Source organism: Streptomyces sp. NBC_01481 (genome assembly GCF_026339995.1).
GTDB lineage: Bacteria > Actinomycetota > Actinomycetes > Streptomycetales > Streptomycetaceae > Streptomyces.
In genome coordinates, this window is record NZ_JAPEPT010000007.1 from 354064 (window position 1) to 380046 (window position 25983).

Annotated in this window: 20 protein-coding genes; 15 read left to right on the forward strand and 5 right to left on the reverse strand. The window is 69.7% G+C overall.

The features are described from left to right. Positions 1-114: 114 nt before the first annotated feature. The 5 genes from OOK40_RS33465 (at position 115) to OOK40_RS33485 (ending at position 8151) form a co-directional block, all read left to right on the forward strand. Positions 115-1491 carry a diaminobutyrate--2-oxoglutarate transaminase family protein gene (locus OOK40_RS33465; RefSeq protein WP_266489141.1) on the forward strand — a complete coding sequence of 459 codons (1377 nt, stop codon included), beginning with the start codon at positions 115-117 and terminating at the stop codon, positions 1489-1491. A 27-nt stretch (positions 1492-1518) separates the two neighbouring features. Further along, positions 1519-3426 carry an IucA/IucC family siderophore biosynthesis protein gene (locus OOK40_RS33470; protein ID WP_266489144.1) on the forward strand — a complete coding sequence of 636 codons (1908 nt, stop codon included), beginning with the start codon at positions 1519-1521 and terminating at the stop codon, positions 3424-3426. A gap of 35 nt (positions 3427-3461) precedes the next feature. Beyond that, positions 3462-4199, forward strand: coding sequence for a GNAT family N-acetyltransferase (locus tag OOK40_RS33475; RefSeq protein ID WP_266489146.1), 738 nt, complete (start codon positions 3462-3464; stop codon positions 4197-4199). 75 nt (positions 4200-4274) lie between these two features. Then, on the forward strand, positions 4275-6107 hold the full coding sequence (locus tag OOK40_RS33480; protein ID WP_266489147.1) for an IucA/IucC family siderophore biosynthesis protein: 1833 nt from the start codon (positions 4275-4277) through the stop codon (positions 6105-6107). A gap of 49 nt (positions 6108-6156) precedes the next feature. Further along, positions 6157-8151: an ATP-dependent DNA helicase gene (locus OOK40_RS33485; RefSeq protein ID WP_266489150.1), complete on the forward strand. Its 1995-nt coding sequence runs from the start codon at positions 6157-6159 to the stop codon at positions 8149-8151. 132 nt (positions 8152-8283) lie between these two features. Here OOK40_RS33485 and lexA read toward each other — a convergent pair whose 3' ends face one another. Then, positions 8284-9069, reverse strand: a complete 786-nt coding sequence (lexA, locus tag OOK40_RS33490; RefSeq protein ID WP_142213283.1) for a transcriptional repressor LexA — start codon at positions 9067-9069, stop codon at positions 8284-8286. A 612-nt stretch (positions 9070-9681) separates the two neighbouring features. Between lexA and nrdR the strand changes: the two genes are divergently transcribed. Together nrdR and OOK40_RS33500 are read left to right on the forward strand one after the other, a co-directional pair. Further along, positions 9682-10194: a transcriptional regulator NrdR gene (nrdR, locus tag OOK40_RS33495; RefSeq protein WP_266489153.1), complete on the forward strand. Its 513-nt coding sequence runs from the start codon at positions 9682-9684 to the stop codon at positions 10192-10194. Between the two features lie 173 nt (positions 10195-10367). Beyond that, positions 10368-13268, forward strand: a complete 2901-nt coding sequence (locus tag OOK40_RS33500; protein ID WP_266489155.1) for a vitamin B12-dependent ribonucleotide reductase — start codon at positions 10368-10370, stop codon at positions 13266-13268. Between the two features lie 77 nt (positions 13269-13345). On the opposite strand, the gene OOK40_RS33505 is transcribed toward OOK40_RS33500, so the two are convergent. Then, positions 13346-13867, reverse strand: a complete 522-nt coding sequence (locus OOK40_RS33505; RefSeq protein ID WP_266489157.1) for a TerD family protein — start codon at positions 13865-13867, stop codon at positions 13346-13348. Between the two features lie 166 nt (positions 13868-14033). Between OOK40_RS33505 and OOK40_RS33510 the strand changes: the two genes are divergently transcribed. The 3 genes from OOK40_RS33510 (at position 14034) to OOK40_RS33520 (ending at position 16312) form a co-directional block, all read left to right on the forward strand. Continuing rightward, positions 14034-14639 carry a YdbC family protein gene (locus tag OOK40_RS33510; protein ID WP_266489158.1) on the forward strand — a complete coding sequence of 202 codons (606 nt, stop codon included), beginning with the start codon at positions 14034-14036 and terminating at the stop codon, positions 14637-14639. Positions 14640-14731: 92 nt separating this feature from the next. After that, positions 14732-15391, forward strand: coding sequence for a histidine phosphatase family protein (locus tag OOK40_RS33515; protein WP_266489160.1), 660 nt, complete (start codon positions 14732-14734; stop codon positions 15389-15391). 12 nt (positions 15392-15403) lie between these two features. Further along, positions 15404-16312, forward strand: a complete 909-nt coding sequence (locus OOK40_RS33520) for an ADP-ribosylglycohydrolase family protein (RefSeq protein ID WP_266489163.1) — start codon at positions 15404-15406, stop codon at positions 16310-16312. A gap of 94 nt (positions 16313-16406) precedes the next feature. On the opposite strand, the gene OOK40_RS33525 is transcribed toward OOK40_RS33520, so the two are convergent. Then, positions 16407-17963, reverse strand: coding sequence for an MFS transporter (locus OOK40_RS33525; RefSeq protein WP_266489166.1), 1557 nt, complete (start codon positions 17961-17963; stop codon positions 16407-16409). Positions 17964-18082: 119 nt separating this feature from the next. Here OOK40_RS33525 and OOK40_RS33530 point away from each other — a divergent pair, with 119 nt between their 5' ends. The 3 genes from OOK40_RS33530 to OOK40_RS33540 all read left to right on the forward strand — a co-directional run bounded on the left by OOK40_RS33530 (position 18083) and on the right by OOK40_RS33540 (position 20236). Beyond that, the gene (locus OOK40_RS33530) at positions 18083-18709 is read left to right on the forward strand and encodes a TetR/AcrR family transcriptional regulator (protein WP_266489168.1); all 627 of its coding nucleotides are present in this window, start codon (positions 18083-18085) and stop codon (positions 18707-18709) included. A 119-nt stretch (positions 18710-18828) separates the two neighbouring features. Continuing rightward, complete coding sequence (locus tag OOK40_RS33535) at positions 18829-19530, forward strand: ribonuclease HII (protein WP_266489170.1); 702 nt, start codon at positions 18829-18831, stop codon at positions 19528-19530. 82 nt (positions 19531-19612) lie between these two features. Beyond that, on the forward strand, positions 19613-20236 hold the full coding sequence (locus OOK40_RS33540; RefSeq protein ID WP_266489171.1) for a hypothetical protein: 624 nt from the start codon (positions 19613-19615) through the stop codon (positions 20234-20236). 193 nt (positions 20237-20429) lie between these two features. Here the strand turns inward: OOK40_RS33540 and OOK40_RS33545 are convergent, their stop codons facing one another. Beyond that, positions 20430-21059, reverse strand: coding sequence for a hypothetical protein (locus tag OOK40_RS33545; RefSeq protein ID WP_266489173.1), 630 nt, complete (start codon positions 21057-21059; stop codon positions 20430-20432). Between the two features lie 227 nt (positions 21060-21286). Next, a complete protein-coding gene (locus OOK40_RS33550) occupies positions 21287-23464 on the reverse strand; it encodes a RecQ family ATP-dependent DNA helicase (protein ID WP_266489176.1) in 2178 nt (725 codons plus the stop codon). 111 nt (positions 23465-23575) lie between these two features. On the opposite strand from OOK40_RS33550, the gene OOK40_RS33555 reads away from it, so the two are divergent. Continuing rightward, positions 23576-24931 (forward strand): DUF4192 domain-containing protein, encoded by a 1356-nt coding sequence (locus OOK40_RS33555; protein WP_266489182.1) that lies wholly within the window; start codon positions 23576-23578, stop codon positions 24929-24931. A 258-nt stretch (positions 24932-25189) separates the two neighbouring features. After that, positions 25190-25954 carry an NUDIX domain-containing protein gene (locus tag OOK40_RS33560; RefSeq protein ID WP_266489183.1) on the forward strand — a complete coding sequence of 255 codons (765 nt, stop codon included), beginning with the start codon at positions 25190-25192 and terminating at the stop codon, positions 25952-25954. Positions 25955-25983: the final 29 nt, after the last annotated feature.

A 25983-nucleotide genomic window follows, 5' to 3' on the forward strand; every position in this document is an offset into this window, starting at 1 on the left:
CCGGCGTCGTTGGTACGTACGGGGTACGCAAGGTCAGCATTCAGCCCGGCCGGGCGGCGTGCGAGCGCTGTACCGATGTGGAACGCAACTGTTACAGCGGGAGGACCAACAGCCGTGGCCGTGACCGAACCTGCTCCGGTGGCACCACCCGCCGCACACGAGGGGATCCTGCGGCGGCAGTCGCTGCGCGAGTCCGCGGCCCGTACGTACGCGCGCTCGCTGCCCATCGTTCCCGTACGGGCGCGCGGGCTGACGATCGAGGGAGCGGACGGGCGGCGCTATCTCGACTGCCTCTCGGGTGCCGGGACTCTGGCACTCGGACACAACCATCCTGTGGTCCTCGAAGCGATCAAGAAGGTCATCGACTCGGGGGCGCCGCTGCATGTCCTGGACCTCGCCACACCGGTCAAGGACACCTTCACCACCGAGCTGTTCGCCACGCTGCCACGGCAGTTGGCCGACGACGCCCGCATCCAGTTCTGCGGGCCCGCAGGCACGGACGCGGTCGAGGCGGCCCTCAAACTCGTCCGCACCGCGACCGGCCGCAACGGCCTCCTCTCCTTCACCGGCGCCTACCACGGCATGACGGCCGGAGCGCTCGACGCCTCGGGCGGCGCCACCGACGTACGGGTGACCCGGCTGCCGTTCCCGCACAACTACCGCTGCCCCTTCGGGATCGGCGGCGAGCGAGGAGCCGAACTCGGCGCCCGCTGGACCGAGAGCCTCCTCGACGACGCCAAGGGCGGGGTGCCCCTGCCTGCGGGCATGATCCTGGAACCCGTGCAGGGGGAGGGTGGAGTCATCCCTGCCCCCGACACCTGGATGCGCAGGATGCGGCAGATCACAGCTGCCCGGTCCATCCCCCTGATCGCCGACGAGGTGCAGACAGGGGTCGGCCGAACCGGCACCTTCTGGGCGGTCGAGCACAGCGGCGTCGTGCCCGATGTCATGGTCCTCTCCAAGGCGATCGGCGGCTCCCTTCCGCTTGCTGTGATCGTCTACCGGTCCGAACTCGACACCTGGCAGCCCGGCGCCCACGCCGGCACCTTCCGCGGCAACCAGCTCGCGATGGCGGCGGGCGCGGCCACCCTCGCCTTCGTGCGCGAGAACCGGCTCGCCGACCGCGCGGCGAGGCTCGGCGCGCGCATGCTGGGCAGCCTGCAGGGCCTGGCCGCCGCCCACTCGTGCATCGGAGACGTACGCGGCAGGGGCCTCATGATCGGCGTCGAACTCGTCGACCCCGATGCTGCTGCCCCGGACGCCCTGGTCCCGCCGCCCGCTCCCGCCCTTGCCGCCGCGGTCCAGCAGGAGTGCCTCAGCCGCGGACTCATCGTCGAACTCGGCGGACGCCACTGCGGCGTCGTACGACTGCTGCCTCCTCTCACCCTCACCGACGAACAGGCCGTGGCCGTCCTCGACCGTTTCGCCGACGCCCTGGCTGCCGCCGAGCGCTCGATGCACCGCCGCACCGACAGCGGGCAGTCCCGCTGACCCGGACACATCACAAGGAAGACCCCCGTGAACATCACTCCCGCACCCGAAGTGCCCGAGGCCGACGGCCGCCCCACCGCTGACGACCGTGGGCAGAGCGGATGCCGCCGCGCCGGCACGGCCGAGCCGGCGACGGTGCCGCGCCAGCAGGGCGGGGGTCACGCCGATCAGCACACCACCGCCCCCACGCTCGGCCTGCCCGCGACAGCGAGAGCCGTCGAATACCTCGACCACCCGGATCCCTGCCGTGCCGCCGACGCGGCGGGCGTCGAGAATCTGCTCCGCTGCTGGGTGCGGGAGAACAACCTCGACAAGCCCGACGGACACACCCTGCGCATCCCGCTGCATGCCAGCGGTACCGCACTGCTCGTCCCCGTCCATTACTGGTCGGCCGGCGGCTGGCACCGCTTCGGTCCGCCATCTCTGGAGGGAGCCCTGCGCGACGCGCCCGCCGCCGACGCCGTCACCGTCGCGGCCCTCCTCGGCAGGGAGGCGGGCCAGAGCGAAGAAGCCGACCTGGTCGGCCGGGTCGCCGACTCCGTGCGACGCACCGCCGACTTCATCACCGACCGCCGCGCCCATCCCGAACCCGACCCCGCGGCCGGCCTCTTCCTCACCGCCGAGCAGTCGCTCCTGCTCGGCCACCCCCTGCACCCCGCGCCCAAGAGCCGTGAAGGCCTCTCCGACGCCGAAGCCGAGCTCTACTCACCGGAGCTGCGCGGCTCGTTCCCCCTGTACTGGATGGCCGTCGACCGGTCGGTCCTGGCCACCGAATCGGCCTGGACCGAACAGGGCCGCACCCTGCCGGCCGAGCAGCTCACCGCCCGCCTCTGCGGGGACCTCCAACTCCCCCACCACACCGTTGCCTTGCCGCTCCACCCCTGGCAGGCACGCGAGCTCAAGCACCGCCCCGCCGTCACCGCCCTCCTGGACGCCGGTCTCCTGCACGACCTCGGGCCCTGCGGAGACCCCTGGCACCCCACCTCCTCGGTCCGCACCGTGCACCGTCCCGCCGCCCCCGTCATGCTCAAGCTCTCCCTCGGCGTACGCATCACCAACTCCCGCCGGGAGAACCTCCGCAAAGAACTCCACCGCGGCGTGGAGGTCCACCGGCTCCTGCGCACCGGACTCGCCGAGCAGTGGCAGTCCGCACACCCCGGCTTCGACATCGTGCGAGACCCCGCCTGGCTCGCGGTCGACACCGCCGACGGCGAACCGCTGCCCGGGCTCGACGTCATGCTGCGCCACAACCCCTTCGGCCCGGACGACGATGCCGTCTGCATCGCGGGACTGACCGCGCCCCGCCCCTGGCCGGGCCGCCCCGGCATGCACTCACGCCTCGCCGACATCGTGGCCCGGCTCTCCGCGCGCAGCGGCCGGCCCGCCGGAGCGGTGGCGGCCGAGTGGTTCCTGCGCTACCTCGACCGTGTCGTACGCCCGGTGCTCTGGCTGGACGCCACGGTGGGCATCGCCCTCGAAGCCCACCAGCAGAACACCCTGGTGATCCTGGACCCCGACGGCTGGCCCGTCGGCGGCCGCTACCGCGACAACCAGGGCTACTACTTCCGCGAGTCCCACCGCGCCGCACTGGAACGCCGCCTCCCCGGCATCGGCTCGGCCAGCGACACCTTCGTCTCCGACGAAGTCACCGACGAGCGGTTCGCCTACTACCTCGGCATCAACAACGTCTTCGGCCTGATCGGAGCCTTCGGCGCGCAGCGTCTCGCCGACGAGCGCGTACTCATCGCCGCGTTCCGGCAGTTCCTGACGGCGACCGCGGGCCTCGGCTCGCCCCTGCCCGCGCAGCTCCTCGAAGCCCCCACGCTCCGCTCCAAGGCCAATCTGCTCACCCGGCTGCGCGGCCTCGACGAGCTCGTCGGCCCCGTCGACACGCAGTCCGTCTACGTGACGATCACCAACCCGCTTCGTTCTTGAGCGACACGACCGACCTGCGAGAGGAGAGCGCCGCTGTGCCCCCCACCGATGCGAGCACCGACACCGGAGCCGGTCCGACACCTCAGCTCGGCTCAGGCGCCGAGGACACCTTGGAACTGCGCCTGCCCGAGGAACTCCTCGCGCTCTTCCGGGAGAACGAGCCGTCGGCCGACTCCGGCGAGGCGGAGGCCACGGCAACCGGTGATCTGCTCGGCACCCCCGCGGACTGGGGCCCTGTCGCCACCTCCGCCGGTTCCCTGCAGCTCGTCCCCGTACGCATCGAACGCGACGTGGAGCTCATCAGCCGCTGGATGAACGACCCCGCCGTGGCCGCCTTCTGGGAACTGTCGGGACCCCACTCCGTCACCGCCGCCCACCTGCGCACCCAACTCGACGGAGACGGCCGCAGTGTCCCCTGCCTCGGCGTCCTCGACGGAATCCCCATGAGCTACTTCGAGATCTACCGCGCCGACCTCGACCCGCTCGCGCGGCACTATCCCGCCCGCCCTCATGACACCGGCATCCACATCCTCATCGGCGGCGTCGCCGACCGCGGCCGCGGTGTCGGCTCGACCCTCCTCAGAGCGGTGGCCGACCTTGTCCTCGACCATCGCCCCCGCTGCGCACGCGTCATCGCGGAACCCGATCTGCGCAACACCCCCTCCGTGTCCGCCTTTTTGAGTGCCGGATTCCGCTTCTCCGCCGAAGTCGACCTCCCCGACAAGCGGGCTGCCCTCATGGTCCGCGATCGCGCGCTTCGCAACCTGCTGTGAACGACCCGCTGCCCGACCTGCGCCGCTCGACATTCAGACCGCTCGACCCGCATCGGTTCCACTCGAGGAGTCCTCGTGCCGAAGTCCCCTGCCAGCCACGACTCCGAACAGCCGCCCGCCATCCCGTTCACCCCGCCCGGTCTGACCTCGGGGACCTGGAACCGGGCGGCCGGGCGCCTCCTCGCCAAAATGCTCGGGGAGTTCGCCTACGAAGAGATCATCGAGCCGGTCCCTGACCACGCGGCCCCTTCTTCTGCGTCCCCCGCCCGCTACACACTCGCGCTGGACGACGGCGGCAGCCTGTCCTTCCGGGCCCGGCGTGGAGCGTACGGAAGCTGGAGAGTCGACCCGGACTCCATCGAGCACGGGGGCCGGCCCTTCACCGACCCGCTCGCGTTCCTCGTCCGGGCCCGCGACCGGCTCGCCGTCGACGGCGCCACGCTCGGCCACCTCCTGCGCGAGCTGACCACGACCCTCGTCTCCGACACCGGACTCGATCACGGCGCACTCACCGCGGCGGAGCTCGCCGACCTCGGCTACGCCGAACTCGAGGGCCACCAGACCGGTCATCCCTGGATCGTCCTCAACAAGGGCCGCATCGGTTTCTCCGCCACGGACAGTGCCCGCTGGTCGCCCGAGTCCCGCCGACCCGCCCAGCTTCCCTGGATCGCGGTCAGCTCCACTCTCGCCGCCTACCGGGGCGTCTCCCGGCTGTCCCACCCCGAGGACCTGTACGCCCGTGAGCTGGACGCGCCCGTCCGTACCTCGTTCGCAGCCGTGCTGAGCGCCCGGGGCCTCGACCCGGACGCGTATCTCTACCTGCCCGTACACCCCTGGCAGTGGGACGAGGTACTCCTGCCTCTCTTCGCCCCCGCGATCGCACAGGGAGCCATCGTTCCGCTCCCCACGGACGGTGATCGGCGGCTGCCGCAGCAGTCCATCCGCACCTTTGTGAACCTGGACCGCACCGACCGGCACACCGTGAAGCTGCCGCTGTCCATCCTGAACACCCTGGTCTGGCGCGGCCTGCCCACCGAGCGGACCCTCGCCGCTCCCGCCGTGACCTCCTGGGTGTGCGGACTGCGCGACGCGGACCCGTTCCTGCGTGACGAGTGCGGTGTGATCCTGCTCGGCGAAGTCGCATCGGTCACCGTCGAGCACCCCCTGTACGACCACCTCCCCGAGGTGCCGTACCAGTACAAGGAACTCCTCGGCGCGATCTGGCGCGAGCCCCTGCAGCCGCGTCTCGCCCCCGGCGAGCGGGCGCGCACTCTCGCCTCGCTGCTGCACGTCGACCGCGAGGGCAGGTCCTTCACCGCCGAGCTCGTCTCCCGCTCCGGACTCGCTCCCACGGTCTGGCTCCAGCGGCTCTTCTCCGCGCTGCTCCCGCCCCTGCTGCACTTCCTCTACCGCTACGGCACCGTCTTCTCCCCGCACGGCGAGAACGCCATCGTCGTCCACGACGACCACGACGTACCCGTCCGACTGGCGATCAAGGACTTCGTCGACGACGTCAACATCAGCGCCCAGCCGCTCCCCGAGCACGACTCCATGCCCGACGACGTACGCAAGACGCTTCTCACCGAGGAGCCCGCCTTCCTGACGCAGTTCATCCACTCAGGGCTCTTCGTCGGCGTGTTCCGCTTCCTCGCACCCCTCTGCGAGGAGCAACTGGGTGTGCCGGAGGCGCAGTTCTTCTCGCTCGTACGGGCGGAGATCCTGCGCCATCAGGCCCGCTTCCCGCAGCTCAAGGAACGTTTCGAGACGTTCGACCTGCTCACGCCGGACATCGAGCGCCTCTGTCTCAACCGCAACCGACTGCATCTGGACGGCTACCGCGACCGCCCCGACCGTCCCCATGCCGCAGTCCACGGCACGGTCCCCAATCCGCTGAGTCCGGCGCGATGACCCGATCCGGGATCGGGCTGTCAGTGGCGCGCCGTAGGGTGGACTGGCTATGACGAAGCCATCCCTCCCCGAGCTCCTCCATGCCGCCGTCACCGCCGTCGGCGGCATGGAACGGCCAGGCCAGGTCACCATGGCCGAGGCCGTCGCCGAAGCGGTCGACAACAATTCCCATCTGCTTGTCCAGGCAGGCACCGGTACCGGAAAGTCGCTCGGCTATCTGGTGCCCGCCCTGGCGCACGGCGAGAGGGTCGTGGTGGCCACGGCCACCCTGGCCCTGCAGCGGCAGCTCGTGGAGCGTGATCTTCCGCGGACGGTCGAGGCGCTGCACCCGCTGCTGCGCCGACGGCCGGAGTTCGCCATGCTCAAGGGGCGTTCCAACTATCTGTGTCTGCACCGCCTCCACGAGGGCGTACCGCAGGAAGAGGAGGACGGCCTCTTCGATCAGTTCGAGGCCGCCGCACCCACCAGCAAGCTCGGGCAGGATCTGCTCCGGATGCGCGACTGGGCCGACGAGACCGAGACCGGGGACCGCGACGATCTCACCCCCGGCGTCTCCGACCGGGCCTGGTCGCAGGTCTCCGTCTCGTCCCGGGAGTGCCTGGGGGCGTCGAAGTGCGCATACGGCGCGGAGTGCTTCGCCGAGGCGGCCCGCGAGCGGGCGAAGCTGGCCGATGTCGTGGTCACGAACCACGCGCTCCTGGCGATCGACGCGATCGAGGGCGCCCCGGTGCTCCCGCAGCACGAGGTGCTGATCGTCGACGAGGCCCATGAGCTGGTCTCCCGGGTCACCGGCGTGGCGACCGGCGAGCTCACACCCGGCCAGGTCAACCGTGCCGTGCGCCGAGCCGCCAAGCTGGTCAACGAGAAGGCCGCGGATGCTCTGCAGACGGCGTCCGAGACCTTCGAGCGAGTGATGGAGCTCGCGCTCCCCGGCCGGCTCGAAGAGATCCCCGAGGATCTCGGATACGCCCTGATGGCACTGCGCGACGCGGCGCGCACGGTCATCTCGGCCCTCGGCAGCACCCGTGACAAATCCGTCCAGGACGAGGACGCCGTACGCAAGCAAGCGCTCGCCTCCGTCGAGAACATCCATGACGTCGCCGAGCGCATCACGCAGGGTTCCGAGTACGACGTCGTCTGGTTCGAGCGACACGATCGTTTCGGTGCATCCCTGCGGGTGGCACCGCTGTCCGTCTCCGGCCTGCTGCGCGAGAAGCTCTTCGCGGAGCGCTCGGTGGTGCTGACCTCGGCCACGCTCAAGCTCGGCGGCGATTTCAACGGCGTCGGGGCCTCGCTCGGCCTGGCTCCCGAGGGCACTGCGGAAGCGGCCACGGGCGAACGTGACGAGGTCACGAGCCCGCAGTGGAAGGGGCTCGACGTCGGCTCGCCCTTCGACTACCCGAAGCAGGGCATCCTCTACGTCGCGCGCCATCTGACGACGCCCGGCCGGGAGGGTTCCCGCGGCGACATGATGGACGAGCTCGCCGAGCTGGTGGAGGCGGCCGGCGGTCGTACGCTCGGTCTCTTCTCCTCGATGCGGGCCGCCCAGGCGGCCGCCGAGGAGCTGCGCGGCAGGCTCGAGAAGCCGATTCTGCTCCAGGGCGAGGAAACGCTGGGTGAGCTGATCAAGACCTTCGCCGGCGACCCGGAGACCTGTCTGTTCGGCACTCTCTCCCTGTGGCAGGGCGTGGATGTGCCGGGAGCCAGCTGTCAGCTGGTGGTGATGGACCGGATCCCGTTCCCACGCCCCGACGACCCGCTGATGAGCGCCCGGCAGAAGGCCGTTGAGGAGGCGGGCGGCAATGGCTTCATGGCCGTCGCCGCCACGCACGCCGCCCTGTTGATGGCCCAGGGAGCGGGCCGTCTCGTACGCGCGACGGGCGACCGGGGCGTCGTCGCCGTACTCGACCCGCGGCTGGCCAATGCCCGGTACGGCAGCTATCTGCGTGCCTCGCTGCCGGACTTCTGGTACACGACGGACCGTAACCAGGTGCGCCGATCGCTGGCCGCGATCGACGCCGTGGCCAAGGCGGACGGCAGGTAGGGCCAGCGACGGCAGGTAGGAGCAGCGACGGGGCAACGACGGCGGGCAGGAACAACTGGGCCCCGGGACCGGCGCAGTGGGTCCCGGGGCCGGCGCAGTGGGTCCCGGGGCCGGTCAGAGCCGACGGGCCTGTCACACCCGCCGCAGCACCGCCACCACCTTGCCGAGGATGGTCGCCTCATCACCCGGAATCGGCTGGTACGCCGCGTTGTGCGGGAGGAGCCACACATGGCCGTTCTCCCGCTTGAAGCGCTTGACCGTGGCCTCGCCGTCCAGCATCGCGGCCACGATGTCGCCGTTCTCCGCGACCGGCTGGCGGCGCACGGTCACCCAGTCGCCGTCGCAGATCGCGGCCTCGATCATCGAGTCGCCGACGACCTTGAGCACGAACAACTCGCCGTCACCCACAAGCTGGCGGGGCAGCGGGAAGACGTCCTCGACGGACTCTTCGGCGAGGATCGGGCCACCGGCCGCGATCCTGCCGACGAGCGGCACATACGAGGCGGCGGGCTTGCCGGTCGTGTCCGTCGGCTGTGTGCTGGGCTGGTCGGAGCCGCGCACCTCGTACGCCCTGGGGCGGTGCGGGTCCCGGCGCAGGAAACCCTTGCGCTCCAGAGCCATGAGCTGGTGTGCCACGGAAGAAGTGCTGGACAGCCCGACCGCCTGGCCGATCTCACGCATCGACGGCGGGTATCCCCGACGCTGTACGGAGTCACGGATCACCTCGATGACGCGCCGCTGCCGATCCGTGAGACCGGAGCTGTCGGCTCGGATCCCTGGAGGTCGGCCGGGCAGCGAACGCGTGGGCTTGGGCCCCTCGGGTGTCGTGGCTGCGTCATTCATGGCATGCACCGGCTCGAATCGGTTCTGGGAGCGGTCCTGGGCAGTGATGGTGGCACTGTCTGCGGTGGTGGTCACGTCGGCCCCTCTCGAATGGTCTCCCTAGCTGGACAACGGTAGTGGGTTTCGAAAGGTTGCGCCAAACACACGTTCGAGTGAAAAATTGCAGATTGCCTGACGCAAGCGTCTGGCTGGGTGTATGTGCGAACGATCGGGCCGTAAGGCAATGCGGGCCACGACGGTAACCTTCACCGCCGGCATGCGGTGGAGCGTGGTGTTACCGGGTGATTCCCAGTCTTGCACTCGGGGGCCCGGAATCCACGGAGCCGCGCGATTCCCGTAATCTCGGGGCCGGTCCCGCCCGGCGTGCGCGCCACGTTTCCGCCCGTTCTGCGTTGGCCCAGTTCGCCCGTCCTGCATCGGTCCCGCGTGGGTCCCGCGCCGCTTCGATGGCGCGGTGTCACCACCCGTACGCCTGCTGTGTGCAGGCGCAGCTGCGCGACACGCGCTGAGGCTCGAAAATGCGACCAAACCCCAGATCTAGTGGTTGGATTGTGTCCGTAGCCCAGAAGTTGTGGTCCCCGGTCCTTCAAGGCCGCAGCCATCGCCTATGCTTGGGGCTGCTTCGAAGGGCTTCGACCGCCCTGTTGAGGCCATTTCGTCGTGCAGTGAAGGAGGGGGTTGGGAGCCATGCACTGCCCCTTCTGCAGGCACCCCGACAGCCGTGTCGTCGACAGTCGCACCACCGACGACGGAACGTCGATCCGGCGCCGCCGGCAGTGTCCTGACTGCTCCCGTCGCTTCACGACGGTGGAGACCGCCTCGCTGATGGTGATCAAGCGCAGCGGTGTGACCGAGCCCTTCAGCCGTACGAAGGTCATCTCCGGCGTCCGCAAGGCATGCCAGGGGCGGCCGGTCACCGAGGACGCCCTCGCCAAGCTCGGCCAGCGGGTCGAGGAAGCGGTGCGCGCCACGGGCAGTGCCGAGCTGACCACCCACGACGTGGGTCTGGCCATACTCGGCCCCCTGCAGGAACTCGACCTCGTCGCGTACCTGCGCTTCGCGTCCGTGTACCGGGCTTTCGACTCACTCGAAGACTTCGAGGCCGCCATCGCGGAACTCCGCGAACAACGGCCTCCCGCAGAGAAATGCGGAAGCGGCGAGACCCTTGAGGTCCCCGTGCCCGCCACCGCCGCCGACTGAGCAACACCTGGCTGAGCGGATCGGCCCGCCCCAGTGGCCCGCCGATCGCCGGCAGAGCGGCAAAAGACCTGTCACGGGCGCTGTGCGCTGGCGCCCGAGGCATCAGACACAGAACTGTGCCACGGGAAGAACTGGGCACTTCAGGGCGTTTTTGCCCATGTATGGGAGGCGGCATGACAGAGACGACGAGCGGTCCGGCACGAGGGTCCCGCCCCAAGGGATCCAAGGCGAGCAAGGGCCTGCGCATCGAGCGAATCCACACCACCCCCGGCGTGCATCCGTACGACGAGGTGGTCTGGGAGCGCCGTGACGTCGTCATGACCAACTGGCGCGACGGCTCGGTCAATTTCGAGCAGCGTGGCGTCGAGTTCCCCGACTTCTGGTCGGTGAACGCGGTCAACATCGTCACCAGCAAGTACTTCCGCGGGGCCGTCGGCACCCCGCAGCGCGAGACCGGTCTGAAGCAGCTGATCGACCGGATCGTGAAGACGTACCGGAAGGCCGGCGAGGACTACAACTACTTTGCCTCGCCCGCCGACGCCGAGATTTTCGAGCACGAGCTGGCGTACGCCCTCCTGCACCAGATCTTCAGCTTCAACTCGCCGGTGTGGTTCAACGTCGGCACGCCCCAGCCGCAGCAGGTCTCCGCCTGCTTCATCCTGGCCGTCGACGACTCCATGGAGTCGATCCTCGACTGGTACAAGGAAGAGGGCATGATCTTCAAGGGCGGCTCCGGCGCCGGCCTGAACCTCTCCCGGATCCGTTCCTCCAAGGAACTGCTCTCCTCCGGCGGCAACGCCTCGGGTCCCGTCTCCTTCATGCGCGGCGCCGACGCGTCCGCAGGAACGATCAAGTCGGGCGGTGCCACGCGCCGCGCGGCAAAGATGGTCATTCTCGACGTCGACCACCCCGACATCGAGAACTTCATCGAGACCAAGGTCAAAGAAGAGGAGAAGATCCGCGCGCTGCGTGACGCGGGCTTCGACATGGACCTGGGCGGCGATGACATCACGTCCGTCCAGTACCAGAACGCCAACAACTCGGTCCGGGTGAACAACGAGTTCATGAAGGCCGTCGAGTCCGGCGGCAAGTTCGGGCTGCGTGCCCGGATGACCGGCGACGTCATCGAGGAGGTCGACGCCAAGTCGCTCTTCCGCAAGATGGCCGAGGCCGCCTGGGCCTGTGCCGACCCCGGCATCCAGTACGACGACACCATCAACCACTGGCACACCTGCCCCGAGTCCGGCCGGATCAACGGCTCGAACCCGTGCAGCGAGTACATGCACCTGGACAACACCTCGTGCAACCTTGCCTCGCTGAACCTCATGAAGTTCCTGAAGGACGACGGCGAGGGCCACCAGTCCTTCGAGATCGAGCGCTTCGCCAAGGTCGTCGAGCTGGTCATCACCGCGATGGACATCTCCATCTGCTTCGCGGACTTCCCCACGCAGAAGATCGGCGAGAACACCCGCGCCTTCCGTCAGCTGGGCATCGGCTACGCCAACCTCGGCGCCCTGCTGATGGCGACGGGCCACGCGTACGACTCGGACGGCGGGCGCGCCCTCGCCGGCGCCATCACCTCGCTGATGACGGGTACCTCGTACAAGCGCTCCGCCGAGCTCGCCGCGGTCGTCGGTCCGTACGACGGCTACGCCCGCAACGCCGCTCCGCACAAGCGCGTCATGAAGCAGCACGCCGATGCCAACGCCGTGGCCGTCCGCATGGACGACCTGGACACGCCGATCTGGGCCGCCGCCACGGAGGCCTGGCAGGACGTGATCCGTCTCGGCGAGAAGAACGGCTTCCGTAACTCCCAGGCGTCCGTCATTGCCCCGACCGGCACCATCGGTCTCGCGATGTCCTGCGACACCACCGGCCTGGAGCCCGACCTCGCGCTGGTCAAGTTCAAGAAGCTGGTCGGCGGCGGCTCGATGCAGATCGTCAACGGCACGGTCCCGCAGGCGCTGCGCCGTCTCGGCTACCAGCCGGAGCAGATCGAGGCGATCGTCGCCCACATCGCCGAGCACGGCAATGTCGTCGACGCCCCCGGCCTGAAGACCGCGCACTACGAGGTCTTCGACTGCGCCATGGGCGAGCGCTCCATCTCCGCGATGGGTCACGTCCGCATGATGGCCGCCATCCAGCCGTGGATCTCGGGCGCGCTCTCCAAGACGGTCAACCTCCCGGAGACCGCCACGGTCGAGGACGTCGAAGAGGTCTACTTCGAGGCCTGGAAGATGGGCGTCAAGGCGCTCGCGATCTACCGCGACAACTGCAAGGTCGGCCAGCCTCTCTCCGCCAAGACCAAGGGCAACCAGAGCCCCGAAGCCACGGCAGCGGCAGAGAAGGCCGAGGGGACGATCCGGGCCGCGGTCGAGAAGGTCGTCGAGTACCGCCCCGTCCGCAAGCGCCTCCCCAAGGGCCGTCCGGGCATCACCACCTCCTTCACGGTGGGCGGCGCCGAGGGCTACATGACCGCCAACTCCTACCCGGACGACGGTCTCGGCGAGGTCTTCCTGAAGATGTCGAAGCAGGGCTCGACCCTCGCGGGCATGATGGACGCCTTCTCGATCGCCGTGTCGGTGGGTCTGCAGTACGGCGTGCCGCTGGAGACCTACGTCTCGAAGTTCACGAACATGCGCTTCGAGCCGGCCGGTATGACGGACGACCCGGACGTGCGGATGGCGCAGTCGATCGTCGACTACATCTTCCGCCGCCTGGCGCTGGACTTCCTGCCCTTCGAGACGCGCTCCGCGCTCGGCATCCACTCGGCCGAGGAGCGTCAGCGTCACCTGGAGACCGGTTCGTACGAGCCGTCCGACGAGGAGATGGACGTCGAGGGTCTGGCCCAGTCCGCCCCGCGCCAGCAGCAGCAGGAGACGCTGAAGCCGGTCGCTGCCCCCAAGCTGGAAATCCCGGCTCCGAAGGAGGCGCACACCTCGGCGGAGCTCGTCGAGATGCAGATGGGCATCAGCGCGGACGCGCCGCTGTGCTTCTCCTGCGGGACGAAGATGCAGCGGGCCGGCTCCTGCTACATCTGCGAGGGCTGCGGCTCGACCAGCGGTTGCAGCTGACGGCACTCATTGAATGAGAGGGAGGGGCGCCCGGCCACCGTGCCGGGCGCCCCTCCCTTCCTCTTCTCAGCTGCCGATCAGCTGCCCATGAGCTCGACGAAGGACTGAGGGTCGGCGTCGAATCCGCGGACGGTTTCGTGGAATTGCCACTCGCCCGCATCGCTCCGGACGAACTCTCCCACCACGGCCGCGGTGGATTCCAGGACGGCGGCGAAGTCGTTCTGGGCCAGCTCGGTGTGTCCTTCGAGGATGCGGACGAGGGTGTTCGCGATGTCGGAGAACACCCGGCGTTCGTCCCGCTGCTGGATGACCACACCCACGACGACGCGGCCGTACGTGGCCGCCAGCCGGTCGAACTCCAGGGTCATGACCTCGTCGGAGCCGAAGCCCTGACCGGTCTTGCTGTCCCTGGTCAGGATGATCGTGCCGTCCGGTGACCGGCTGTCGAAGTGGACGACGTACGCCGGTTCGCCGTGTGGGGCCTCCGCCCGGTACGTCGCGGCGACGATGTCGAGATCATGCGCCGGCTCACCCAGGGGACTCGGATCCCACCGGAGGGTCACCTCAGCCTTCCGGACCCCCTTGTTGAGACTGCTCACCAGATTCCCCTTCCCCGTAACTGACGGGAGTTTCACGTCGGTTGACCATGCTGTCACGGCTCGCTGCTCCAGAAGGGGTGGGTGCGCAGGGAGGCTGGGAGAGCTGCTGACGGTGGACTGTGCCGGAGAGTGACCGGGGCCACGTTCCGCGCCGTACGATGGCGCGGTGCTGGTCAAGTGGATTCGCTGCACCGTCGTGGACCGTCGTGGGTTCGAGCGGGGGCAGCGGAAGTGGGCGGGGCTGCTGGGTGAGCCGGGATTCCGGGGACAGGGTGGCGGGTGGAGCAAGGGGCGGCCGCATGTCGCGCATGTTTTTACCTTCTGGGAGAGCCGGGCGTTCTACGACTCCTTCATGGCGCGCTCCCATGACCGGCTGGCGTCCGGGCAGACGGGCACGTATAAGGACATACAGGCCAAGCTCTTCGACTATCGCTTCGATGTGAAGACCGGGTTCGAGCCGCGCTTCACGGACGCCGATGTCGTACGGGTCGCGCACTGCCGGGTGCGCGAGGACCGGGTCGAGCACTACGCGCTGATGCAGGAGAAGGTGTGGAACCCGGCGATGGCCGGGTCGCCGGGAATGGTGCGCGGCTTGTTCGGGGAGGCGCCGGGGAGCGAGTTCCTGGTGATGTCGATGTGGCAGTCGGCGGCGGAGCACGGGAAGTACCGCAGAGAGCGGGTCGAGCGGCTCCTGCTGCGTGCGCAGACCGAGGCGGATGTCTCGGCGCTCGCCGGTGATGTGGTGCAGCTCGAACCGTCCTGGACGGTATGAAGCCGGCCGCCCGGCTCTCTTCACGGGCCCGGTACGCCGGTCGGACCCGTCCCGGCTGCTCGGCCGAGTCCGGACCGATCTACTGTCGTGACATGGCCCGACCGCAACGCATCGTTCTCGTCCGGCACGGTGAGTCGGAGGGGAACGCCGATGACACTGTGTACGAGCGCGAGCCCGACCACGCGCTGCGGCTGACCCCGACCGGCTGGACGCAGGCCGAGGAGACGGGCGGACGGCTTCGTGAGCTGTTCGGACGCGAGCGCGTCAGCGTCTACGTCTCGCCCTACCGCCGTACCCATGAGACCTTCCGCGCCTTCGCCCTCGACCCTGAGCTGGTACGGGTCAGGGAGGAGCCGCGGCTGCGCGAGCAGGACTGGGGGAACTGGCAGGACCGGGAGGACGTCCGGCTGCAGAAGGCCTACCGCGACGCCTATGGCCACTTCTTCTACCGCTTCGCCCAGGGGGAGTCGGGAGCGGATGTGTACGACCGGGTCGGGGCCTTCCTGGAGAGTCTGTACCGGAGCTTCGAATCGCCGGATCATCCGCCGAACGTGCTCCTGGTGACGCACGGACTGACCATGCGGCTGTTCTGCATGCGCTGGTTCCACTGGTCGGTCGCGGAATTCGAATCCCTCTCCAACCCGGGCAACGCCGAGACTCGGATTCTGCAGCTCGGCAAGGACGGCCGCTACACCCTTGACCGGCCCTTCGAACGGTGGCGCACACCTGAGCCTTATGGCGTCACCGGATAGAGTGGCAGGAAGATGACCGCTGATTCCTCTCGCGACAGGCGCTTCGAACGCGCCCTGGACAGCCTGCGCGGACTGTCCGTGGGAGACGCCCTGGGCTCCCAGTTCTTCGTTCCTTCGAACTATCCATCGCTGAAACGGCGTGCCCTGCCGCCGGGCCCCTGGCAGTGGACCGACGACACCGAGATGGCCTGCTCCGTGCTGTCCGTGCTCGCGGCCCATGACCGGGTGGACCAGGACGCACTCGCCCAGTCCTTCGCCGAGCACCACGACTTCGACCGAGGCTATGGCCCTGCCGTCAACCGTATGCTCCGGCTGATCAGGGAGGGCGGCGACTGGCGTGAACTCGCCGCCGCGCTCTTTCAGGGCCAGGGGTCGTGGGGCAACGGTTCCGCGATGCGCATCGCGCCGCTCGGTGCCTGGTACGCCGACGATCCGGAGCAGGCCACCCACCAGGCCGAGATCTCCTCGTACACCACGCACCAGCACCGGGAGGCCGTGGTCGGGGCGATGGCCGTGGCGGCCGCCGCCGCGCTGGCCGCGGATCCGGCCGGGCCTCCGGGGGCCGAGGACCTGCTCGACGGCGTCATCGCGCTCGTACCGCGCAGCGCTGTGGGAGCCGGACTCCGCCGGGCGCGGGACATGCTCGACTACAACGATGCGGGGACGGTCGCGGCGGTCCTCGGCAGCGGTCGGCGCACCAGTGCGCATGACACCGTTCCGTTCGCGCTGTGGTCCGCGGCGCGCTCGCTCGGCGACTTCGAGCGGGTGTTCTGGACGACCGCCCAAGTGGGCGGAGACGTCGACACGACCTGCGCCATCGCCTGCGGAGTGGTCGCCGCGGGCAAGTCGGGACAGCCGCCGGCTGCCTGGCTGGCGCAGACCGAGCGGCTTCCGCAGTGGGTGCCGCAGCAGACGCCATGAGCGGCTGTCTCCAGGCTGCCGAATGACCCGGCTCACGTGAGGTACGGGCCGTACCCCCATGTACGGCCCGCACCCCGGCTCTGCGAGGCGGCCCCTATGCCGGGTGGCCGCCGCCCGCGCCCGCCGCCCCGCTGAGCGCTTCCAGGTCGCTCTTGCGTACCCGGATGACGAACACCGCGGTCAGCACCGCGAGTCCGACCAGTCCGACTCCTGCCCAGAACGCCGTCGCGATGCCTTCCGCGAGCACCTGGTGCCCCCACGGCGGCGGCAGCTCGTGCGTCTTGGCGAAAGCTTCCTTCTGGGCCGCTGTCGCATCCGCGAGGAAGAGCGGGATCTGACGATCCGCCTCCTCGCGGCTGGCGGTGCTGAAGACGGTCATGAGAATCGACAGTCCCAGGGAACCACCCACCATCTGCGTGGCGTTGAGCAGACTGGAGGCCGCACCCGACTCGTGCTGAGCGACGCCGGAGACCGCCGTGAGCGTCGCCGTCACGAAGACCAGACCCATACCGAATCCGAAGAGCAGCATCGGCCCCAGTACCCCGCCCAGATATGAGCTGCCCGGGTCCAGCACTGTCAGCCACGCCATTCCGCTGCCGGTGAGCACCGCACCCGCGGCCAGGAAGGGCTTGGGCCCGAGCACCGGCAGCAGCTTGGACGAGATACCGGCGGCGGTCACGATCATCACCGTGACCGGCAGGAATGCCAGACCGGAGGTGATCGGGCTGTAGTCCAGCACGTTCTGCACGAACAGGACGATGAAGAAGAACATGCCGAACATCGCCGCGGCGAGGCTCATCATGATCAGATACGTGCCTGAACGGTTGCGGTCGGCGAACATCCGCAGTGGAGTGATCGGGTCCTTCGCCCGCCGCTCGATCAGTACGAACGCCGTGAGCAGCACGACCGACGCCCCGAACGCGCCGAGGGTGAGCCGGTCGCTCCAGCCGTCCTCGGCGGCCCGGACAAAGCCGTAGACGAGTGATGCCATTCCCGCGGTCGAGGTGAAGGCGCCCGCGATGTCGAACCGGCCGGAGTGCCTTTCGGACTCGTTGATGAACATCGGTGCGAGGACGGCTATCAGGATGCCGATCGGCAGGTTGACATAGAACACCCAGCGCCAGTTCAGCCACTCGGTGAGCATGCCGCCTGCGAGCAGGCCGATGGCCGCGCCACTGGCCGAGACCGCCGCGAAGATGCCGAACGCGCGGTTGCGCTCGGGGCCTTCGCGGAAGGTCGTCGTGATGAGCGCGAGCGCCGTGGGTGAGGCGATGGCGCCGCCGACACCTTGGAGCGCGCGGGCCGCGAGCATCTGCCAGGGCTCCTGCGCCACACCGCACAGCAGCGAGGCGAAGGTGAAGAGCAGCACGCCGAAGACGAACACCCGCCGCCGGCCGAGAATGTCGCCAGCCCGGCCCCCGAGGAGCAGCAGTCCGCCGAAGGTGAGGGTGTAGGCATTGACCACCCAGGAGAGCTGGGTCGTGGTGAACTCGAGCGCCCCTTGGATGTGCGGGAGGGCGATATTCACAATCGTCGTGTCGAGGACCACCATGAGCTGCAGGGCCGCGATAACGGCGAGGGCGATCCCGGGGCGTCCCTGTCTGCGGGCGGCTCCCGGCTTGGCTTGAGCTGTCAACTGAGAGGTTGTCACTATGGTCCCCCACAAGTGAGTTAGTGAACGTAGCCGTTCACTGTCGCGTATACCGTAGAGAATCCCCTTCAGTGAACGCAAGCGTTCACTGAACTCCTGTCCCCAACGGAGAGATGAAGATGGGCAATTCGCGCTGCACCGGCGCCACCGAGACACCCCCGGTCTCGCTGCGCCGCCGAGGACCCGTGCTGGAACGCGCGATCATCGAGGCCGCTCTGGAACAGCTGAGTACGGTCGGCTGGAGCGGGCTCACCATGGAAGGCGTCGCCGCAAGGGCCCAGACGGGCAAGGCGGCCGTCTACCGGCGCTGGCCGTCGAAGGAGGACCTTGTCGCGGACGCCCTGCAGGCAGGGCTGCCGACTCTGGACGAGGCCGCCGATCACGGCAGCATCCGCGAGGACCTCTTCCAGCTCTGCCGTCGCGTGCGCGACGCGATGTACTCCAGGTCGGGCTTCGCTCTGCGTTCTGTGCTTCACGAGTGCGACAGCTCCACGGCGGAGCGCTTCCACGCAGTGATCGTGCGCCAGCTCGTCGAACCGTCCAACCAGCTGTTCCGTAAGGTGGTGCACCGCGGGGTCGCACGGGGCGACGTACGTGCTGATGCCATCGGTGATCTGGTCTTCGATGTGATTCCGGGCCTGATGATGTACCGCTCGAAGGTGTGCGGAAGCGAATGGCCCGACGAAGACATCTCCAAGATGATCGATCAGGTGATGGTGCCGTTGCTGCGTCCTCACAACGGCTGATCGCCGAGGCGGAACCGGTGAGCGCGGTGACGCGGAGCGGGTGACTGCAGTGACGCGGAGGCGGCACGTGCAATCCGGTTGTCGCGGGTGGGGTGCGGCGGCGTAACCTTGCTGGCGCCATGCCGTACGAACCCCCCACCCACACAGTCGAGCGCTCGATCAGAGCCACCACCGGCGCCAAGATCGTCGCTGGTGTCGACGAGGTCGGACGCGGGGCGTGGGCCGGTCCCGTCACGGTGTGCGCCGCGATCACCGGACTGCGCCGACCCCCCGCAGGTCTCACCGATTCCAAGCTGATCAGCCCGAAGCGTCGTACGGAGCTGGCCGGGTTGCTGGAGCAGTGGGTCACGGCGCACGCCCTGGGACACGCCTCGCCGGAGGAGATCGACGAACTGGGGATGACTGCGGCGCTGCGGCTGGCTGCCGTCCGTGCGCTGGACGCGCTCCCGGTCCGGCCGGACGCCGTCATCCTCGACGGCAAGCACGACTACCTCGGTTCGCCGTGGAAGGTCCGTACGGTCATCAAGGGGGACCAGTCCTGCGTAGCGGTCGCCGCTGCCTCCGTGATCGCCAAGGTGCACAGGGACGCGATGATGGCCGAACTGCGCAGCGAGTTCGCCGATTTCGGCTTCGACGCCAACGCCGGCTACCCCTCGCCCGTGCACAAGGCTGCCCTCGCGGTGCTGGGGCCCACGCCCTACCACCGGCTTTCGTGGGCCTATCTCGACGCGCTGCCCCAGTGGCGGCACCTCAAGAAGGTGCGCCTCTCCGCCGAGGCGGCCGAACTGGAAAGCGGGGGCCAGCTCGGCTTCGAATTCTGAACCGGCCCTGCCGTCAGGGCAGTCGCACCCATGTGCCCACCCGCCGATGCCTTCCGCGTCGGCATTTGATAGACATCCACTCATGCCTCTCATCCCCGAGGAGCCTCAGATTCACGAGAGTGCCCAGGGTCCCCGCGCTACTCCGGCCGCAGGCCGCACCGCGCCGACCCCCCGTCCCGTACCCGGTCCGCGTTCCGCGGCCTCGCCGCGTCCCGGACACCCGGGCCCCGGTCCGGCCAGGCCCGCCCCGCCGCGTACGCATACATCCGCCACCTCCGCCGGGCAGCCCCAGGCTCCCCGGCCGACCAAGCCGTCAGTTCCTCAGATCCAGCTGATCCCCGCCCCGGCCGACGGCGCGCTCGACGCCGCCGACGAGGCCGTCGACCTGCTGCTCGACTCCGGTCGCGCCCCGGCCGACGTCCTGGTGCTCACCACCGGTGAACAACACCCGTGGGCGGCGCACGAACTGTCCTTCGGCGAGGCCGCCTACTGGGCCCAGCACGATGCCCGTGACGACGTCTTCTACGCGGACGCCGCTGCGGTGGGCCGGGCCTCGGCCCGTCCCGTGGTGGTCGTCGCGATCAACGGAGGCGCCGACGACGATGCCGCCCGCGCACTGCCCGCGGCCCTGGCGAAGGCGACCGCTCTGCTGATCGTGTGCGGCGACCCCCAGCGCATCAACACCGTGCTGGGGACGGGCGTCTGAGCCGTACGGTCTCCTGGACCGCGGGGTGTTCACGGACCGCAAGGCCCGCTGAGACCGCGCGGTCTTCGGCGATCGCACGGTCCTGGCGGATCACTCGGCCTGTGCCGAGCGGCCGGTCGGTCGTCCGGTTGCCCACAAGGCGGGCAACCGGAAAGTGGCACCACCGGCTCCCATTCGGCGGCCCGGTGGTCCTTCAGCGGGCGGCTGTGCGGCGCAGGGCCTCGGCCGCGCCGCTCGCGGTACGCAGCGGCAGCAGTTCGGCGTCGGCCCCGGCGTCGGAGAGATCGCCGGGCGACGACAGGGAGCTGGGCCGCCGGCCGCCCCGGCCCTCACCGAGCACCTGCCAGCCGCCGCGCGTCAGCGTGATGTACGCCCCGCAGCGCAGCCCATGCAGCGTGCACGCGTCCCGCAGCCCCCACATCCACGCCCCGTCCTCCTCCGTCCAGCGCTCGTCGCCCTCGCGGCAGTAGAGCAGTACGGCGGTGCGCACGGGCGTGCGCCGACGCAGATCGTGCGGGATGACCCTGCGCAGATGGGCCAGCAGTACGTTGCGGAACTCCCAGCCGTCCACAGGGGCGGAGCGCCGGGCGAACGACGCGCTGGCGGCGATCCGTTCCTCGTGGTCGAGCACGGCGACAACCGCGGTCGCCGGCATCGGCCGGTGCCGGGTGTGCAGCCCGCTGACCACCTCGCGGGGGTTGCGCAGCAGGGGTATCCCCGCTGCCGCCCACTCGGCCGGTTCGAGCATCCTGGCCAGGCGGCTGGCGGAATTCGCCGACGTGCTGAACGAAGTGGCTGCGGACGGAGCGAATCCGAAGGTCACGTTCCTCCCTTCGCATACGCGCCCACAGTGCGGGCGGGGACGGGTGCGGGCGCACCGCGGCACAGCCCTTCAGGGCCGCGAACGGGCCCGCGGGGAGCGCTCCAATTCTTGCTGGCGCGTGGTCATGCGGCAACGAGCAATTTGGCGTCACCGGCGGGAATCGGCGGGTATGAGGCTCATATTCCTTCACCGATCCTGCCCATCCGGAGCCTCTCTGACCCCTCTTGTCATGCCTGAACGGCAAGGACCAGCGGAAACACCCCCTTCGCGCCGGTCCGGCGCAGCAACCGCGCCGTCACGGCGAGGGTCCAGCCGCTGTCCGAAAGATCGTCGATCAGGAGGACAGGTCCGTCGGCTTCGGCCAGCGCCTCTGCCAATCGGGGCGGTACGGCGAACGCCTCGTGCAGGCCGCGCACTCGCTGGGCGCTGTTGGTGCGTGAGATCCGCGCGTCCACTGTTTCCGGCGCGTACTCGACTGTCCCCAGGAGCGGCATCCGGCCCACTTCGGCGATCCGGGCGCCGAGGGAGCCGACCAGCTGGGGCCTGCTGTGCGAGGCGACAGTGACGACACCCACCGGCCGTGCCGGTGCGTCCGCTGCGCCGGATGCCCATCCGCCGGGGCCCCTGGCCCAGTCGGCGAGCACGGTCACCACGGCCGTGACGACATCGTCCGGCACCGGTCCGTCCGGCGCATGTAGTGCGAGCATCGGCCGGAGCCGGTTGCCCCAGCCGATGTCGGAGAGCCGCCCCAGCGCCCTGCCCGTGAAGGACTGCTCCGTTTCGGGGATACGGCCCTTCAGGCTGATGCCCACCGCCGCAAGCCCGGTCGGCCACATCTTGCGGGGCTCCACGTCCACGCCCGGCCTGCCCAGCTCCCCGCGCGCGGTGTCAAGGGCCGCATCGGTGACCTTGTCGCTGAAGCGGGCACCCGAGCAGTTGTCGCAGCGCCCGCAGGGCACCGCTTCCTCGTCGTCAAGCTGCCGCCGCAAGAACTCCATACGGCAGCCCGTCGACCGTGCGTAGTCGCGCATCGCCTGCTGCTCGGACTCGCGCTGCCGGGCGACCCACGCATAGCGCTCGGAGTCGTACGACCAAGGCAGGCCGGTGGTGGTCCATCCGCCCTTCACCCGGCGCACCGCGCCGTCCACGTCCAGGACCTTGAGCATGGTCTCAAGTCGCGTACGCCGCAGCTCGACCAGCGGCTCCAGCGCGGGCAGGGACAGCGGCCTGCCCGCCTCGGCAAGCACGCCGAGGGTACGTCGCACCAGCTCCTCGGGCGGAAAGGCCACCGAGGCGAAGTACTGCCAGATCGCCTCGTCCTCCCGGCCCGGCAGCAGAAGGACCTCCGCGTGCTTCACACCGCGGCCCGCGCGGCCCACCTGCTGGTAGTACGCGATGGGCGAGGAGGGCGAGCCCAGGTGCACGACGAATCCGAGATCGGGCTTGTCGAAGCCCATGCCCAGGGCGGACGTGGCGACCAGGGCCTTGACGCGGTTGGCCAGCAGATCCTCCTCGGCCTGCAGCCGGTCGGCGTTCTCCGTGCGGCCGGTGTACGAGGCCACGGTGTGACCGCACTGCCGCAGATACGCCGTGACCTCCTCGGCCGCCGCGACCGTGAGCGTGTAGATGATTCCCGAACCCGGCAGCTCACCGAGGTGATCGGCCAGCCAGGCCAGGCGGGTCGCGGCATCGGGGAGCTGGAGCACACTGAGGCTGAGACTCTCCCGGTCCAGCGCGCCGCGCAGCACGAGGGCGTCGGTGCCCGCCCCGGTGCCCAATTGCTCGGCGACGTCCGCGGTCACGCGCGCATTGGCGGTGGCGGTGGTGGCGAGCACCGGGACCCCGGCCGGCAGATCCGCGAGCATGGTGCGCAGCCGCCGGTAGTCGGGCCGGAAGTCATGGCCCCAGTCGGAGATGCAGTGCGCCTCGTCCACGACCAGAAGCCCGGTCGCGGCTGCGAGCTTGGGAAGCACCTGATCCCGGAAATCGGGGTTGTTGAGCCGCTCGGGACTGACCAGCAGCACATCCACCTCTCCGGCGGCCACCTCGTCCTGGACCGTGTCCCACTCCTCGGTATTGGAGGAGTTGATGGTCCGGGCGCGGATACCGGCTCGCGCCGCCGCCTCGACCTGGTTGCGCATGAGCGCGAGCAGGGGGGAGACGATCACGGTAGGACCGCTGCCGCGCTCGCGCAGCAGCGAGGTCGCGACGAAATACACCGCGGACTTGCCCCAGCCCGTCCGCTGCACGACCAGAGCCCGGCGCTTGTAGGCGACGAGCGCCTCAATCGCCCGCCACTGGTCCTCACGCAGCCGGGCGGTGCCCGTGGTGTCCGAGACGAGGCGGGCGAGTACGGAGTCGGCTGAGGCGCGGAGGTTCGCGAGGTCGAGGTCTGCGTTGGTCATGCCCCCATGCAACCTGATGGCACCGACAAAGCGCGAACGAGGCCGTCGGCCTGTGGATAACGTTATCCACAGGGGTCGCGGAGGTCGGGGCCGCCGCGGGACCGTCGTGCCATGAACAAGCACCACGAAACCACCGGTCCCGCCGACGAGCAGCAGATCACCCTGCGCGGACCCGCCGAACTGGCCGACGCTCTGCCGTACCTGATGGGGTTCCATCCGAACGATTCGATCGTGCTCGTCGCCCTGCACGGCAACCGCGGCCGCTTCGGCGGTCGGCTGAGGCTCGGCATTCCGAGCTTGCCTGGCGAGTGGTCGCCCGTGGCGGAGCAGCTCGCGGAATGTCTGATCGAGGGCAGTGAACGCCGTGGCTCCCGGCCCGACGGCATTGTCGTCTTCCTCTGCCAGGACCCGGCCGAGGGTGAGACGAGCCGCCGGGTGATGGAGCGGCTGCGCCCGCTCGCGCAAAGACTCAGGACCGCCTGCGGCACCCTCGAGGTGCCGGTGTACGAGGCTCTCTGTATCTCCGACGGCCGTTTCTGGTCCTACTGCTGCCCCGACGCCCGTTGCTGTCCACCCGAAGGCAGCGCCCTTGCGCTGCCCGGCACTTCGGTCATGGCGGCGGCGGCCGCCTACGCGGGGATTCAAGTGCGTGGATCCCTGCGGGAGATGGAGGGGCGGCTCGCGCCCCTGACCACTCCGCCCGCTGCCGACCAGGAGAAGGCACTGGACACCGCGGGCGCCACGCTGGTGCCGAGGATCCTGGACGAAGAGGGGCGTGAGCAGGTCGCTGCCGAGACCCTCGCGCTGGCCCGACGGCTGATGAAGCGCATCGACGAATCACCGCGATCCAGTGGCTGGGCCGAGACGGACGTCGCGGACGACCGGCTCATCACTCACGACGAAGCCGCTGCCGTGATCCTCGGCATCCAGGACCGGGACACCCGGGACCGGGCCGCGGAATGGATGGAGGGGCCCGACGCTCCTCCGGCGCTGCGCCTGTGGCGGGCGCTTGCCCGCCGTTGTGTCGGGCCCTACTGCGAGCATGCCGCCGCACCGCTCACCCTGGCCGGATGGGTCGCCTGGTCCACCGGCGACGAACCCGCAGCGAGGGTCGCCCTCGGACGGGCGCTGCGGGTCGACTCGGACTACCTCTTCGCCCGCCTGCTGCATGAGGCCTGCAACCAGGGCCTGGATCCTGAGACGGTGCGCAGCTGTCTGCGCGCGGCCGGCAGCTCCCGGGCGCCCTCGGGCAGCGGCTGGCCGGACGAGGGAGCGCGAGGGGATGGCGGGCGAGGTGACGACGGGCGACGGAAGGGCCGGTCCGGCCCGCGGCCACGGAGGATTCGGCCACCCCTGGGCAAGAAGGCTCTTCCGCCTGCGGGACCACGCCCCGCGACGTCGGCGTCGGCCGACCGGGCCCGGGGGAGCAGGCGCAGCGGGGAGCGCGGTACGAGGAGCGGGAGGTGACGGACGGCCGTGACCTGGCGCCCGTGCCGCCCTTCACCGGCGTGGCGAAGTCGTACGACCCCGTGCCGCCCAATCCCTGGAGTCCTTCGCCGTACGGATCATCAGGCTCGGCCCCGGGGCGGTCGAGGATGCCGCCGACGGCCTCCAGTTGGGGTTGTCAGGCGGGCGGGTGAGTGGGGCGGGGGAGTGGATGAAGAAACAGTCGCCGCACGTGGCGAAGGGAGTGTTTATCGTCAGGCAGACGACTATGATCACGGCATGTCTCCCTACGACCCGTCGGCCTATCCCCCCTTTGCTGTCACCGTCGACCTGGTCGTGCTCACCGTGCGTCGTCATGCGCTCTGCGCGCTGGTGGTACGCCGCGGAGAGCCGCCGTTCCAGGGCCGGTGGGCGCTGCCCGGCGGCTTCGTCAGGGGCGACGAGGATCTGGCGGCGGCTGCGGCGCGTGAGCTCGCCGAGGAGACCGGACTGTGCGCGGACGACCCCTCCTCCCCGGCACCCGGGAACGGCGCGCATCTCGAGCAGCTGGCCACCTACGGAGACCCCAAGCGTGACCCCCGCATGCGCGTGGTCAGCGTGGCTCATCTGGTGCTCGCGCCCGACCTTCCTGCGCCGCGCGCGGGCGGTGACGCCAACAGCGCGCGCTGGGCCCCGGTCGAGGACCTCCTGGGCCAGGAGAACGGGTTCGGACGCGAGGACGATCAGGCCGCCTCGCTCGCTTTCGACCATGCGCGGATTCTGGCGGACGGGGTGGAGCGGGCCCGTTCCAAGATCGAGTACTCCTCGCTCGCCACCGCGTTCTGCCCGCCGGAGTTCACGGTCGGCGAGCTGCGACGGGTGTACGAGGCGGTGTGGGGCGTTGCGCTCGACCCCCGGAACTTCCACCGCAAGGTGACCGGCACTCCGGGCTTCCTGGTGCCCGCGGGAGGGACCACCACCCGTCAGGGCGGCCGTCCGGCGCAGCTGTTCCGGGCGGGCGGCGCCACCGTGCTGAACCCCCCGATGCTGCGTCCGGAAGTCTGACACCCGGCCTGGCCGTTGCGCTAAAAGTC

What these genes read in the sequence shown, in the direction of transcription:
- OOK40_RS33485 (WP_266489150.1), top strand. Translation starts at nt 6,157, where the DNA reads ATGACGAAGCCATCCCTCCCCGAGCTCCTCCATGCCGCCGTCACCGCC.
- nrdR (WP_266489153.1), top strand. Translation starts at nt 9,682, where the DNA reads ATGCACTGCCCCTTCTGCAGGCACCCCGACAGCCGTGTCGTCGACAGT.
- OOK40_RS33500 (WP_266489155.1), top strand. Translation starts at nt 10,368, where the DNA reads ATGACAGAGACGACGAGCGGTCCGGCACGAGGGTCCCGCCCCAAGGGA.
- OOK40_RS33515 (WP_266489160.1), top strand. Translation starts at nt 14,732, where the DNA reads ATGGCCCGACCGCAACGCATCGTTCTCGTCCGGCACGGTGAGTCGGAG.
- OOK40_RS33520 (WP_266489163.1), top strand. Translation starts at nt 15,404, where the DNA reads ATGACCGCTGATTCCTCTCGCGACAGGCGCTTCGAACGCGCCCTGGAC.
- OOK40_RS33530 (WP_266489168.1), top strand. Translation starts at nt 18,083, where the DNA reads ATGGGCAATTCGCGCTGCACCGGCGCCACCGAGACACCCCCGGTCTCG.
- OOK40_RS33535 (WP_266489170.1), top strand. Translation starts at nt 18,829, where the DNA reads ATGCCGTACGAACCCCCCACCCACACAGTCGAGCGCTCGATCAGAGCC.
- OOK40_RS33540 (WP_266489171.1), top strand. Translation starts at nt 19,613, where the DNA reads ATGCCTCTCATCCCCGAGGAGCCTCAGATTCACGAGAGTGCCCAGGGT.
- OOK40_RS33550 (WP_266489176.1), bottom strand. Translation starts at nt 23,464, where the DNA reads ATGACCAACGCAGACCTCGACCTCGCGAACCTCCGCGCCTCAGCCGAC.
- OOK40_RS33555 (WP_266489182.1), top strand. Translation starts at nt 23,576, where the DNA reads ATGAACAAGCACCACGAAACCACCGGTCCCGCCGACGAGCAGCAGATC.
- OOK40_RS33560 (WP_266489183.1), top strand. Translation starts at nt 25,190, where the DNA reads ATGTCTCCCTACGACCCGTCGGCCTATCCCCCCTTTGCTGTCACCGTC.